The organism is Onishia taeanensis (genome assembly GCF_013349955.1).
GTDB classification, from domain to species: Bacteria; Pseudomonadota; Gammaproteobacteria; order Pseudomonadales; family Halomonadaceae; genus Onishia; species Onishia taeanensis_B.
The window spans coordinates 53,541-67,379 of the sequence record NZ_JABVXC010000010.1 but is presented as its reverse complement, the minus strand read 5'-3'; the positions used below and the strand labels follow the sequence as shown (position 1 = coordinate 67,379).

Sequence of the window (13,839 nt, the reverse complement as noted above, 5' to 3'; positions counted from 1 at the left end):
ATGGCGAATCTCAATCTACTGCAGGCCATTAATCAGGCGCTGGATATCGCCATGGCCGCCGACGAGCGGGTGCTATGCTTCGGCGAGGACGTCGGCGGCTTCGGTGGTGTCTTCCGCGCCACCAGCCACCTGCAGGAAAAGTACGGCAAGGCGCGCTGTTTCAATACACCGCTGGTTGAGCAGGGCATCATCGGCTTCGCCAATGGCTTGGCCGCCCAGGGCTCAACGCCGGTGGCGGAGATCCAATTTGCCGACTATATCTTTCCGGCCTTCGACCAGATCGTTAACGAGTCGGCCAAGTTCCGCTACCGGTCGGGGGATCTGTTCAATGTCGGCGGCCTGACCATTCGCGCGCCTTACGGTGGCGGCATCGCCGGCGGCCTCTATCATTCCCAGTCGCCGGAGGCCTACTTCGCGCATACCCCAGGCCTCAAGGTCGTAGTGCCGCGCAATCCGCACCAGGCCAAGGGCCTGCTGCTGGCGGCGATTCGCGATCCCAATCCGGTGCTGTTCTTCGAGCCCAAGCGGCTCTATCGCGCCTCGACCGGCGAGGTGCCGGAGAGCGATTACCAGCTTCCTCTAGGCGAGGCCGAGGTGATCAAGGAGGGCAGTGATATCACCCTGCTGGCCTGGGGCGCCCAGATGGAAGTCATCGAACAGGCCGCCGAGCTTGCCGAGAAGGAAGGTATCTCCTGTGAGGTCATCGACCTGCGCAGCATACTGCCCTGGGACGTCGAGACCGTGGCGACCTCGGTCTTGAAGACCGGCCGGCTGTTGATCAGCCACGAGGCTCCGCTGACCGGCGGCTTCGCCGGCGAGATCGCTGCCACCATCCAGGAGCGCTGCTTCCTGTACCTGGAATCGCCGATCAGCCGAGTCACCGGCCTGGACACGCCCTTCCCGCTGACGCTGGAGAAGGAATACCTGCCCGATCGCCTCAAGGTCTTCGAGGCGATCAAGGCCAGCGTGGCGTACTAGCACCCGGTATCCGGACAGGAGAGCAATGATGAGCGATTTTATGCTGCCCGATATCGGCGAAGGTATCGTGGAGTGCGAGGTGGTCAAGTGGCTAGTCAGTGAGGGGGATGTGGTCGAGGAAGATCAGCCCGTGGCCGAGGTGATGACCGACAAGGCGCTGGTGGAGATTCCTGCCCCCTATCACGGCCGGGTCTCCCAGCTGTATTACCGAGAGGGTGACATCGCCAAGGTGCATGCGCCGCTCTTTGCCCTGGTGGGAGACGAGGGCAGCGAGGCGGGGCAAGGGCAATCAGAGCCAAGTCCGGAAGAGGAAAGAGCTGCGGCGCCGGATTCCTCGCACCCAGAGCACCATACTGCTGCTGATAAGGCGCCAACGCCACGGGAACACGACACTCGGGCCATAACGTCTGCGGCCGGCGCTGTCGACTTTATCCTGCCGGATATCGGCGAGGGTATCGTCGAGTGCGAGATCGTCGAGTGGCGTATCCAGGAAGGCGATGAGATCGCCGAAGACCAGCCGGTGGTCGATGTCATGACCGACAAGGCGCTGGTGGAGATCACCGCGCCGGAGGCCGGCCGCGTGAGCCGGCTTTACTATCAGCAGGGCGAGCATGCGCGGGTGCACTCACCGCTGTTTGCCTATCAACCAGAGGCGTCGTCCATATCCGCCGGGTCTGCCGCAGCAGCCGAGCCGCAAGAGAACCGTCCTCAAGAGAGCCGTCCTCAGGAGCGCCGACAGCCAGACGCTGTTGATGAGGGCGCGATGTCGTCGTCGAGCGCGCCACAGCAAGGGCGTGCCTCAAACCAAGGCCAGGGGGCTTTCGGGCGGGTTCCGGCGAGCCCGGCGGTGCGCCGGCTGGTACGAGAGCATGCGCTGAGCCTTTCTGATATTCCCGGGTCAGGCAAGCATGGCCGGGTGCTCAAGGACGACGTGCTTCGTTTCCTCGAACAGGGCGCACAAGACGGACAGGGCGGCGAGCATCGCCAAGCAACGTCTACTGCAATGCCTGCGCCGTCGGCAGCCGATGCAACCTCCGCGGTGGGCGAGGTGCGCATCGAGCCCCTCAAGGGTGTTCAAGCGGTAATGGCGCGGCGCATGGTGGCGTCGGCCAGCAGCATCCCGCATTTTGCCTACGGTGACGAAATCGATGTCACCGAACTGCTGGCGCTGCGCGAACGCCTCAAGCCCGATGCCGAGGCGCTGGGGGTGAGGCTGACTTTAATGCCCTTCTTCATGAAGGCCCTGGCGCTTGCGGTGCAGGAATTCCCGATTCTCAACAGCCGTCTCAATGATGAGGCGACCGAGATTCACTACCAGAGCGCCTGTAATATCGGTATGGCGGTGGATAGCCGTGTCGGCCTGATGGTGCCCAATGTGAAAGGCGTCGAGCGCAAGAGCCTGCTGGCCATCGCTGGCGATATCGCCCGGCTGACTCAGGAAGCACGGGAAGGCCGCGTGCAACAGGCCGATCTCAAGGGGGGCACCATCAGCATCTCCAACATCGGTGCCCTGGGTGGCACCTACGCCACCCCGATCATCAATGCCCCGGAGGTAGCCATTGTGGCGATCGGCAAGACCCAACGGCTGCCGCGCTTCGATGCCGACGGCCAGGTGGTGAGCCGAGCGATCATGACCGCGACCTGGTCGGGCGATCATCGCCTGATCGACGGTGGCACCATCGCTCGTTTCGTCAATCGCTGGAAGGGGTATTTGGAGTCACCGCAGAGCATGATGCTGCACCTTGGCTAGGCAATGTATGCCGACTTGCCGGCGGTGGGGCAGGTGGACGCGAGGGTCTTTCGCCAGGGATGGCGAAAGTAGCGCCCATGGAAGGGGTTACAGCGCCCTCGCGGTAACCTGCCGCCAACCCGAGTAGGTGTTGACGTACACTCGATGGCCAATACTGAATGACATCGTAACGGGATGAGCCCATGACGGCGACGTCGCTCCAGCAGTTCTATATCCCGGAAGAGCAGTCGATCTACCTGCTCAGCCATGACGATGCCAAGAAGCTCAAGGATTGGGTGGCGCTCTGCCAGACCCAGCTCGAGCAGCTCGGCTATCGTGATATCGCCCTGATCGGCAAGGGCGCCTATGGCTTCGTGTTCGCCGGTCGGGCGCGGGGCCGGGCCGGCGAGGTCGAGCACGTCTTCAAGTTCACCCGGGTAACGCTTCCCCAGCAGTTGCAGGATCGGCTCGAGGAAGAAGCCTTCATGCTCGAGCAGGTCGAGCACTCGCGGGTGCCAAAGCTGATTGCCTATCAGCGGGTACGCAATCAGTCGATCCTGGTCATGGAGCGGGCGCCGGGGGAGAACCTCGAAGAGGTGTCGTTGCGCCATGGTCGATTGTCGCCGCGGCTGGTGGTGCATATTGCCGCTCAACTGGCTGACATCCTGCGTCACCTGCGACGTGAGTCCGGGCGGCGCAAGCCGCTGGTTCATGGTGACATCAAGCCCTCGAACCTGGTCTTCGATGCCGCCACCGAGCGTATTGCCCTGATCGACTGGGGCTCTTCGGTCTTTGCTCAGCTCGATGAACGCTTGCAGCACGTGGCTACCAACGTCATGGAGCTGATGTCCGATAACCTTCAGCAAACCAACGCCCGCCTTGGTGATGTCTATTTCATTGGCGAAGAGCAATTGAATGGCGCGCTGTCATCGCCACGTTTCGATGAGCAGGGCGCGGCCGGGGCGCTATATGCCTTGGCCTCCGGGCAGTCCTGCCGCTTCGGGCACCGGGCGATACCGGCCACCTCGCTTGGCCTGCCGATGGAATTTGCCCGCATGCTCGATGCCATGCTCTCGCCGGACCCGGCGCTGAGAATGCGGGCCGGGGACTACTTTCTCGAGCAGATGCCCCGGCTGGCGCGTACTGTGATGGTCGAGCTCGACGAGCCCCCCGAGGCGTCGTTGCTGCCCGTCTGGGTGCGTCCGGTTGGGCGCGAGATCGACACCGTGGTCTATAGCTCGCGCAAGGCCTTCCTACGCGAGGAAGGCGCGCCGGAGCAGATGAGCGAGGTCAACGACGTTCAGCTCGACCGTTACTACAAGAATTTCATGCAGGGCATGGGGGAAACCGAGAAGGCCTTCCTGGCGGCGGTCAGTCGTCTCGGTCGCTATCCCGTGGTAGGTGGCCTGGCGATTCGCTGGGAAACGGACGGCATCTACGTCGATATCTCGCTTAACCTGCATGATCCCGCCCTCAAGGCGGCCTTCGTCAGCGCCGTCAACAACATGATTAATCTGGCGAGGGCCATCTACCGTCGCGGGATCTTCAAGAGCTGCCTGTTCAATGCTCGTGAGACCCTGCACGTCGACCGGCTGGGGCCTGATCGGCCTTTTATTCTCACCCCGGACATGCGCCTGCCTTACGAGGTCAGCGCGGTACCCGAGCTCGAGGATCACACCCGGGTGCATTCCTATTTCGAAGATGGCCCCGACCCGGAAGAATTTCTGGTGCTGCCCGATGAGATCATTGCCTCTCTGGAGGCGCTCAATGATATCCACCATACCGGCATGATCATCTTCGAGGCGCTGCCCACCCACCTGAAGATCCACAGCTACTACCGGCTGCTGGATCCGGGCCGCGAGTCGGAGTTTCGCAAGCGACTGGATGATATCCTCTCGGCGGTGGGGTTGATCGAAGGCCTTGGCGTCTCGGGCTTCATGAAGATGCCTTACAAGGACACCAAGTTCTTTGCCCACATCGAGCGCATGCCGGAGCGCTTCTATCCCAAGAACCCCTATCTAAAGAACCCCTCCGCCTCATAAGGCAGTCTGCCAACCGCGCCCAGCGCACTGGCAGCTCAAGGGCCTAACCATTCTCGAGCCAGATACCGATGAGACCGCTACCGGGGTGCCTGCTCGGGCTACATCCAGGCGCTGCCTCTGGCAAGATAGGGGGTATGGATGTCAGTAATGAATAAGGACGCGGCATGGCCCATCTTTTACGCATCGTGATGATTCACGGCCACCTTGACGGTGTGGTCGAGCTGAACGTCGACGGTCACACCAATATTTGCGGGACCAACGCCTCGGGAAAGACCACCTTGCAGCGCCTGGTGCCGGTGTTTTACGGCGAACTGCCCAACAAGGTCGTGCCCAAGACGCGCATGAAGTTCGATGCCTTCTATCTGCCGCATCGCAACAGCTACTTGGTATATGAATATCGGCGCGAGGCCGGCAATGTCTGCCAGGCCGTGTTGACGCGCAAGAGCGATGGTGGCGTCGAATATCGCTTCGTGGGCGCGCCTTATCGCCCACAAGACTATCTGGTGGAGAGCGAGGCCGGTGTGGCGGCCCTCGATTACAGTCAGTGGGCAAGCGAATTGCGCCGCAATGGGGTGAGCGTATCGGCCAAGCTGGGGGCTACCTCCGAATACCGCTCGGTGATCCAGAACGATTTCACCCAGCTGCATGGCAACAGCCGTGATGGCCTCAAGCTGCGCCAGATAGCCGCTCAGTTCAGCCTGGTGAAGCCCGAACACCGCATTCGCCACATGGAGAAACTGATCTCGGCAGTGCATGCCAAGGAGGGCAAGATGGATACCCTCAAGACCATGCTGGCGGCGATCTTCGAGGAAGATGGCGTCGAACTGCCGGTGACCCGGATTCGCAATACCAAAGCCCGCGACTGGATCGCGCAGATGCGTCAGTCGATGCGCCTGGAGCCCATGCAGCAGTTGGTGACGCGGCTTGGGGAAGTGGATCGCGATATCGCTGACCTGGAAGCCACGCTATGGCAGCTCAAGCCCCAGCTGGAAGCCGACCGGCATCGTGCCGAGCGCGGCCTGGCCGATAGCGATGAGCAGCTCGGCGCGCAGCAACGTGACTTCCAGGCCCGCGAGCGGGACTACGAACAGACCCGTGACGCCCTTAACGACCGCTTCAGCGAGTTGAACAGCGAGCTTGAACGTACCCAAAACGAGCTGACCGATCTTCAGCAGCAGTACGAGCGTTTCGCCGAGGCGGACATGCCGGCCCTGGAGCGTGACCTGGAAGCCTTGCCCCAGTGGCGTGAGCAGCACCAGCAGCTTCGCGAACACCTGAATCACATGCAGGAAGCCGTGCAGGCCAGCCAAGCGCAGCTGGATGGCCGCCTGCGCGAGCTGGCCGATGTGCTGGCGCGGCAGACAGAGGAAACCCAGGGGATCGTCGATGCGCTGGGCGATGAAAAAACCGCGAGTCGCGAACAGCAATGGGAGGCCGAGCGCAACATCGAGTCGCGCTACCAGGGCGAGCGTTCGAGCCTCGAAGATAGTTACCAGGCGCGTCTTGCCCAAGGCGTAGAGCGTTTGGCCGAACTCAAGGCGCAGCTTGCATCCACCGCCCAGACCGCGGAAGAGGCCCAGGAGGCCGAACTGGCCCAGGCACGCCTGGACCAGGCGCAGAGCGATCGTAATGCAGCCTCCGAGAGCCTGGATGGCGTGCGCCACGAGCACGAGACCCTCAAGCACGAACGTGACGCTGCCGAGCGAGAGCGCGAAGCGGCCAGACAGCGGCTGTCGGAGGCTCGGAACCACGGTTATGCGCTTCATCAGCAACGTGACCCGGCCCAGGGCAGCCTGCGACATTTCCTGCGCTACCACCGCCCGGGCTGGGAGCAGCAGCTGGGCAAGGTGATTGCGCCCGAGTTGCTCGAGCGTCGCGATCTATCGCCGCAGCTCTCGGAGGAGGCGCCCGAAGGGGAGCCGCGTGACCTTTTCGGTGTGACGCTGGATCTGGCGGCGATTGACCTGCCCGATTACGCCCAGGACGAAGCCAGCCTGATGGCGGCTATCGAGGCGGCCGAAGAGGCGCGTCAGCGGGCGGAGGTCGAGCTCCAGTCGGCCGAGAAGCAGCTCAAATCAGGCCACGACCGTGTTCGGCAGGCCGATGAGCGCCTGGGGCAGGCGCGAATTGCGCTCAGGCGCGCCGACGAGGAAGTGAAGTACGCCTTCGAAGCACGCAGCCATCAGCAGGAAAGGCATGCCCGGCAGCAGAAGGAACGTCGTCTGGCGGGCGAAGAAGCGCTGGCGGTTCAGGAGGCGGCTCAGCAGGCGTTGCGTGACGAAAAGCGTGAACAACTGGAGGCACTGTCGGAATCTCACCAGGCGCAGCTTTTGGAGCTGAAGGCCGATGGGCAGAGCCGGCTGGATGGTCTGGACGAACAGATTCGCCAGCATAGGCAGCGGCTCGTCGACTTGAAGGATGAACACCGGCGTCAACGCGAGGAGCTGGAAGCCGCCTATGATCGAGAGCTGCAGGAGCAGGGCGTGGACCCCGTTACGCTGCGAGACACCCGCGCGCGTTTGACAGCGCTCGATGAGCGTATCCGGACCACGGCTCGGCGCCGGGAAGAGCTCGACGCCTATACTCGTTTCATGCGCGTTGATTGGGGCGAGCGCAAGCCACAGCTGGTCGACAAGGAAGCGGTGTTGTCCCGTGACCTCCAGGCGGTCAAGCGCGAGCTCGAGCAATGCAGGCAGGATTTCCAGACAGCCAAGTCGGCACATCAGGATAGGGTCAAGACACTCAAGGCCCAGCGCGACTCGCAGCAGCAGGTGATCGACGCCCTTAAACCGCTGCTGAGCCAATTGGACGGCCTGGGGCTTGGCGCCTCGACACAGCCGATCAGCGAGATGCCCGGTGATGTGCATGAACGCATGGAGCGGACACGCCAAGCCCTGGCCAGTCGCAGTCATGAACTGGACACCCTGCGCAAGGGCTGCGAACAGGTGGAAGGCGAGTTGATCAAGGGCGCCAGCGCGGGCTTCGTCGAGACCCTCGACGCCGAGCGGGCCAAACTCGTGGAAGATGATCCTGAGCAGGCCGGTAACCCTCGACGCCAGCTACCGTTGCTGCGTGGCATGCTCCAGCTGCTGGAGGATCAGCAGCAGCAGTTGATCCAAGAGGGCCGCAACCTGGGCGATGACCTGGACAAGTTCTTTACCGTGTTTCGCGACCTCAATCGCCGCATCAGTGCTCAGAGTCGTCGTCTGTCCGAAGAGGTCGCCGATGACCTGCGCCTCGAGGGCATCAGCAAGGCCGAGGTGCGCATCCAGTCGACCATCGATGAACTGGGCTTCTGGGAGCCGTTGAAGCTGTTTGCCGAGCATTTCAGGGCCTGGCGCGGCGACGGCCTGCCCAGCGATGACTATCTCAATGCGCTGGCCGATGTGGTGGACCTGCTGCGCAGTGATCAGCAATACAGCTTCGAGAGCCTGCTGCGCCTCGAGCTTTACTTGAACGAGGGTGGCAACGACCTGGTGATCAAGAACGATCGCCAGCTTCTGGAGTCGTCTAGCCATGGCATGGCCTACCTGATCCTGTGCAAGTTCCTGCTTGCCTTCACTCGCTTGCTGCGCGGCCAGGCGGGTATCGCCATTCATTGGCCCATCGATGAGATTGGCACCTTGGCCTATCACAACGTCGAAAAACTCTTCGATGCCTGCGACAGCAACCGCATCCATATCGTGGGCGCCTTTCCCAATCCCGAGTCGGACGTGCTGATGCTGTTCCACAATCGCTATCTGATCGATCGCGATGATAGCCGCGCCAACCGTCGTTGTCTGAAACGAATCGAACCGCGACTGAGTCGCCTGGCCGAGCGGCTGCAGGCCCGCGCTACCGAGGAGGTCGCAGGATGATCGAACATGGCCCCTTGATCGAGCGCCTGTTGGCCGGTGACTTCATCTGTGCGGTGAGCGACGAGAACGCCTTTCGTCGTCTGCAGGACGAGCAGACCCGCGAGCAGCTCGATACCTACCTGCGCCCGCTCAATCGGCGGCTGGCCGCCAACCCGGAGGGCAGCGTCTATTTCCTCGCCTGGCGAAACGTCAACGACGAGGCACGAGAGCAGCTCTCTCAACAGCTGGGCGAGACGCTTCATAGCCTATTGCCGTTGCTTGAATGGCTGCGGCTGGTGCAGGAGGCGTTGGGGCGCGATGCCCTGGTTGCCCCTGGCGATGTGCTCAAGCCGGCCGAATTCAGCGCCAAGTGTGAGGATAACCAGAGTCTTCGCGAGCGGCTGGAGAAGCTTGCCACCGATAGCTTCTTCGGCTCCCAGAGCGAGCAGCTAGACGCCCAGTTGAAACAGGTCTTCAAGCGCCTCAAGGAGCATGGCTATCTGCTCCAGCCGCATGCCGACCGTCAGGTCTATCTGGTGACCGGCAAGGTCGACTATCTGATCGATCTGGTGCGTTTCATTCGCGACGAAGAGAACCTGCCCATCGACGAGGAGGCGCCGACGACTCAGGAGGCCCTGCTGTGAGCGAGGTCCACACCCTGGAAAGCCGACTGTTGACGACCGGTACCGAACGCCTCGCGCTGCTGGGCAAGCACGCCGATGCACTGATGCAGGGCTACACCCGCGATGAGGTGCCGCTCGAGGCACTGACGGATGCCGCGCTGCGCAAGTTGCTCGCGGCTCGTATTCTGTGGCGCCCGGATGAGCAGGGCGGTGTGAAGCTGTCTCCCAAGGTTCGGGATCTGATCGCCGAGATGCTGGCCGACGAGACCCGGCGGCACGTCAATGCCGATGTCGCCGAGACCCTGGAGCTTATCCGCAGCCTGGTGCAGAGCTACCGCGAGGCGCGAAGTCGCGGTGAATACTGGCAGCAGGAGCAGCAGCTCTTGCGCCTGCGTCAGGAGGTGGATGACCTCAATGGTCGCTTCGCCGATGCCATCGACAGCCTCTGGCAGCGCCTCAACAGCGATTTTGGGTTTGTCAGTCGTTTGAACGACAAGATTCGTGAGAATCATCGCGCCCAGAAGCAGATCGAGCGCCTTCTGGATGGCCTGACGCTGATCGACTTCGACGAGCTGATCGATCTGGTGGGTAGCGATGGCACCCTGCGCAAGTTGTTGATCAGCCAATTGCAGCAGCAACTTAGCCAACACTACACCAGCCTGCGCGAGGTGCAGCGACGCCTGACCGAGCTGATGGCACGTTTTCGTCAGCAGCAGTCGCAAAGTCGCCTGGTGGCCGGCATGGCCGCCTTCCTGCGCGAGCATCCGGGGTTCGTGCCAGGCAATTATGCCCGTCGTAGCGAGGTCCCGGCGCTGGTCAATCGTGCCACGCCTCTTGTCGCGGCGGCGGCACCCGCGCTGGACCGCCACCAGGATGCCGCTGTGCTCAGCGAGCTGATTAGACAGCTACCGGTGCCGGTGCACTCGCCACAGACCGTGGAAGCCGCGCAACCCGCCGAGCAACAGCAGGAATCCCATGTCGCTGCTCGCCAGCAGGCCCTGAAGCAGGATGTCGAACGCTTCTATCTGACGGTGGTCGACGAGGCGGATGTCTCCGGCGTCAGCGCCTTGGGCTATCTACATGCCAGGGAGCTGGAATGGCAGGACGAGATTTGGCTGTTCCAGGTAATCGCCGAGTATCAGAGCCTGCCGCGTAGCGAGCAGCGCGCCTTCCGTCTTCATCAGGAAGAGAGCCAGGCCAGCAGCTACAACCATGTGCGGCTGATCCATGACGTCACCCTGACGCTGGCGATTTCGGCATGAGGCTCTCCGGTGCCGCCCGTCGCGCGCTCAACGAAGTCGAACGCCGGCTGCGCGGTCAGCCAGCGCTCGACAAGCCGCGCAGTGCCAAATGGGTCAAGGAGGTCGAGGCGTGGTGCGAGCAGCAGGATATCGATCTTCGCTCAAGGCTGAGCGTCAAGACGCTGAGGTTTGATCGTGACCTGCTTTCCCAGATGAATGATGTGTTGGAGAGCCATGGGCAGGCGCCACTCGGAGTCAGCCTCAGTGGGCTCACGACGTCAGAACAGGCCGTTCTGGGCAATGAGGAAACGAAGGGAGTGAGAGAACGCCCGCGCTCGCGGCGTGTGCTGGTCAACCTGCCAGTCGATTCTTCTCTGTCTTGGCTTTCTGACGAGTCCCGCCAATATCGCGATCTGGACTGGCCGTCGATTGACCTGAGGGTCTTCGATGCACTCATCGAGATAGAGAATCTCGACAGCTTCTATGCCTTTAGCGGCGACACAGAGGCCAATGCCAGTCGCGCTACAATCGCAAGTCACACTTATCGGCCGTTGGTGGTCTATCGCGGTGACAAGCACTACGGCGAAGGGTTCGCCGACTTGGCCAGGGCGTGGAGTGCCACGGGTAAGCCGCATGGCTATCTGGGTGACTTCGATGCCTCCGGTGTGTCGCTAGCGCTTTCGGGCCACTCAACACACCTGATCTTGCCGCCATTGGACTGGCTTGTCGCCAATGTGATCGGCGAGCACCTGCCTCCAGGTCAGTTAGAGACACAGGCCGGGCTTCGCCGTCACCTGGAAAGGCTGGGGCGATACCATCCCTTGCCGTCTTACCTAGCGCTTATACTCGATAAGCAGCGTGGGCTTCGGCAACAGTGGTTTGGGGCCGATCTCGAGTGGATACCGCTGCACCCGTGATCGGATCAAGCTTCTTGCGACAAAATGAGCTGCGACTGAATGAGTAGAGGTTGCTATAGCGAGGCCGCCGAGCGAGCCGCCTGGTCGTAGAGCCCCGACATGGCACGTAGCAGCCCGGCCATCTGGTGCATGTCCTCGCGGCCGATGCCTAGCGAGGACAGCGATTCGACCAAACAGTCCTCGCGGATCTCGGCATAGCGCTGGCAGGCCGCACGCCCTTCAGCGGTGGTGCGAAACAGGGTTTCCTTGCCCTGTTTCTCGCCGGCCACCAGGCCATGCTTGCCCAGTTTCTTCAGCGCATAGGTGACGGTGTGGGTGTCCTCGACGTTGAGCACCAGGCAGATATCCGCCTGGCGCTTGGCGCGTTCACGATGGTTGACGCTGTGCAGCACCAGCACATCCAACACCCCAAGTTCCGGATATCCCGCCGCGGTCATGCAACGCACCATCCAGCGGTTGAAGGCATGCCCTGAGATGATCATGCCAAACTCGAACTCCGACAGCTCCTGTGCGCTGTGTGAGAGGTGTTCCGACGACACGATCGGGCCTCGGCGGGTCGCGGCGGGTGCGACGGCGCTGTCCTTGCTCATCAACTGTTCCCCATGGCCTCGGGCAGGTAGGTGACTATCTGTGGAAAGAGAGTGATCAGGATAACACCCAGCAGCATCAGGCCGAAGAAAGGCAGCGCGGCCCTGGCGATATGCAGAATGTTGCGTCCGGTCATGCCCTGCAGCACGAAGAGATTAAAGCCAACCGGCGGGGTGATCTGTGACATCTCCACCACGATCACCAGGAAGATACCGAACCAGATCAGATCAATGCCAGCGGCCTCGACCATCGGCAGCATGATCGAGGTGGTCAGCACCACCACCGAGATGCCATCGAGGAAGCAACCCAGCAGGATGAAAAAGACCGTCAGCACGGCCAGCAGCATCAGCGGTGACAGCCCCAGGGTGCCGATCCAGGCGGCCAGGTCGCTTGGCAGACCGGTGAAGCCCATGGCAGCGGTCAGGAAGGACGCGCCAGCGAGGATGAAGGCGATCATGGTCGAGGTCTTGACCGCACCGAGCAGCGCGTCCATGAAGATGCGCCGGCTCATGGCGCCCTGCAGCTTGGCGAGCAATAGCGACAGCACCACGCCGACGGCGGCCGCCTCGGTGGGTGAAGCGATACCGGCATAGATCGAGCCGATCACGCCCACGATCAGTGCGAACAGCGGAATCAGGCGGCGAGAGGCCCGCAGCTTGTCCATGAAGCTCATGCGGGCTTCGGCTGGTGGCACCTTGTCCGGATAGCGCCAGGACCACAGCATCAGATAGCCGGCGAACAGCGTGATCAGCATCACGCCCGGCAGCACGCCGGCCATGAACAGACGTGCGATGGACTGATCGGTGGCGACGGCATAGACGATCAGGATGATTGAGGGGGGAATCAGCAGGCCAAGGGTCGCCGAACCGGCCAGAGTCCCCAATACCAGGCGTTCATCGTAGCCCCGCTTGGTCAGCTCTGGAATCGACATCTTGCCCATGGTGGCGCAGGTGGCAGCCGATGAGCCGGAGACCGCCGCAAAGAGGCCACAGCCGACCACATTGGTATGCAAAAGGCGCCCGGGAATGCGTTGCAGCCAGGGCGAAAGACCGCTGAACATGTCTTCGGCAAGTCGCGAGCGAAACAGGATCTCGCCCATCCAGATGAACATCGGCAGGGCGGTCAGTTCCCAGCTGTAGCTGGCGCTCCAGATATCCGAGGCCATCACGTCGCCGGTGGGAATCGAGCTGAACTGACTGATGGCGATCCAGGCGAGCCCCATCAGGGAAAAGGCCACCCATACGCCGCTGCCGAGCAGCAGCAGTAGGGTGACCAGTAATACGGTCATCATGACGAGCATGGGAGTACTCCGCGCTTATTCGTGGCCGCTATCGTCGACCTGGAAGGTCGCCGGGCGAGTCAGGGCAATGACCAGGGTATTCACCCAGGCCTCGAGCAACGCCAGGCAGAACAGCAGGGTGCCGATCAGCATGGCGCTTTGCGGAATCCATAGCGGAATGCGTAAAAGCCCGTAGGAGGTCTCATTGAAGGCAATGCTGTCGGCCAGCAGACGGTATTCATAGAAGGCCAGATAGCTGGCCAGCAGCAGCGCCAGGCTCAAGCACCATAGCTCGATGAATACCCGGACCCTGGGGGGCAGGTTGCTGATCAGCAGGGTCACGCGGATATGGCCGCCATTGACGAAGGTGTAGGCCAGCCCCAGGAAGCTGGCGCCTACCAGCAGGAAGCCGGAGATTTCTGAGAGGCCGGGGATGGTCAGCCCCAGGCTGTCCAGGCCCAGCTGTTCTGCGGCCATGTCAGCCAACCGTCCAAGGATCTGGGCGGTGATCAGTGTACAGATCACACTCAGGCAGAGGGCCGCACCATAGGCCCCGAGGTCATACAGCGGGCGAAGTCGGAATTGCATGAGAAGTACCTAGGCGAG

10 protein-coding genes are annotated in these 13,839 nt (G+C 62.1%); 7 read left to right on the top strand and 3 right to left on the bottom strand.

What is annotated here, in order from left to right; genetic code table 11:
* The 7 genes from HUS66_RS12240 (at position 1) to HUS66_RS12210 (ending at position 11,366) form a co-directional block, all read left to right on the top strand.
* A complete protein-coding gene (locus HUS66_RS12240; protein ID WP_175071194.1) occupies positions 1-978 on the top strand; it encodes an alpha-ketoacid dehydrogenase subunit beta in 978 nt (325 codons plus the stop codon).
* Positions 979-1,006: 28 nt separating this feature from the next.
* Positions 1,007-2,728 carry a dihydrolipoyllysine-residue acetyltransferase gene (locus HUS66_RS12235; RefSeq protein ID WP_175071193.1) on the top strand — a complete coding sequence of 574 codons (1,722 nt, stop codon included), beginning with the start codon at positions 1,007-1,009 and terminating at the stop codon, positions 2,726-2,728.
* Positions 2,729-2,910: 182 nt separating this feature from the next.
* Positions 2,911-4,749 carry a protein kinase domain-containing protein gene (locus tag HUS66_RS12230; RefSeq protein WP_175071192.1) on the top strand — a complete coding sequence of 613 codons (1,839 nt, stop codon included), beginning with the start codon at positions 2,911-2,913 and terminating at the stop codon, positions 4,747-4,749.
* Positions 4,750-4,913: 164 nt separating this feature from the next.
* Positions 4,914-8,606: an ATP-binding protein gene (locus HUS66_RS12225; RefSeq protein WP_175071191.1), complete on the top strand. Its 3,693-nt coding sequence runs from the start codon at positions 4,914-4,916 to the stop codon at positions 8,604-8,606.
* Positions 8,603-9,229, top strand: coding sequence for a condensin complex protein MksE (locus tag HUS66_RS12220; RefSeq protein WP_175071190.1), 627 nt, complete (start codon positions 8,603-8,605; stop codon positions 9,227-9,229). Before HUS66_RS12225 ends, HUS66_RS12220 begins: the two co-directional genes overlap by 4 nt.
* On the top strand, positions 9,226-10,470 hold the full coding sequence (locus HUS66_RS12215; protein ID WP_175071189.1) for a hypothetical protein: 1,245 nt from the start codon (positions 9,226-9,228) through the stop codon (positions 10,468-10,470). The genes HUS66_RS12220 and HUS66_RS12215 overlap by 4 nt, the downstream gene beginning before the upstream one ends.
* Complete coding sequence (locus HUS66_RS12210) at positions 10,467-11,366, top strand: DUF7281 domain-containing protein (protein ID WP_175071188.1); 900 nt, start codon at positions 10,467-10,469, stop codon at positions 11,364-11,366. Before HUS66_RS12215 ends, HUS66_RS12210 begins: the two co-directional genes overlap by 4 nt.
* Before the next feature lie 53 nt (positions 11,367-11,419).
* On the opposite strand, the gene HUS66_RS12205 is transcribed toward HUS66_RS12210, so the two are convergent.
* The 3 genes from HUS66_RS12205 to HUS66_RS12195 are packed head-to-tail and all read right to left on the bottom strand — an operon-like array spanning position 11,420 to position 13,821.
* The gene (locus tag HUS66_RS12205; protein ID WP_175071187.1) at positions 11,420-11,956 is read right to left on the bottom strand and encodes a winged helix DNA-binding protein; all 537 of its coding nucleotides are present in this window, start codon (positions 11,954-11,956) and stop codon (positions 11,420-11,422) included.
* Complete coding sequence (locus tag HUS66_RS12200; RefSeq protein ID WP_175071186.1) at positions 11,956-13,254, bottom strand: TRAP transporter large permease; 1,299 nt, start codon at positions 13,252-13,254, stop codon at positions 11,956-11,958. Before HUS66_RS12200 ends, HUS66_RS12205 begins: the two co-directional genes overlap by 1 nt.
* A gap of 15 nt (positions 13,255-13,269) precedes the next feature.
* Entirely contained in the window at positions 13,270-13,821 is a 552-nt protein-coding gene (locus tag HUS66_RS12195; protein WP_175071185.1) for a TRAP transporter small permease, read from the bottom strand.
* Positions 13,822-13,839 lie beyond the last annotated feature (18 nt).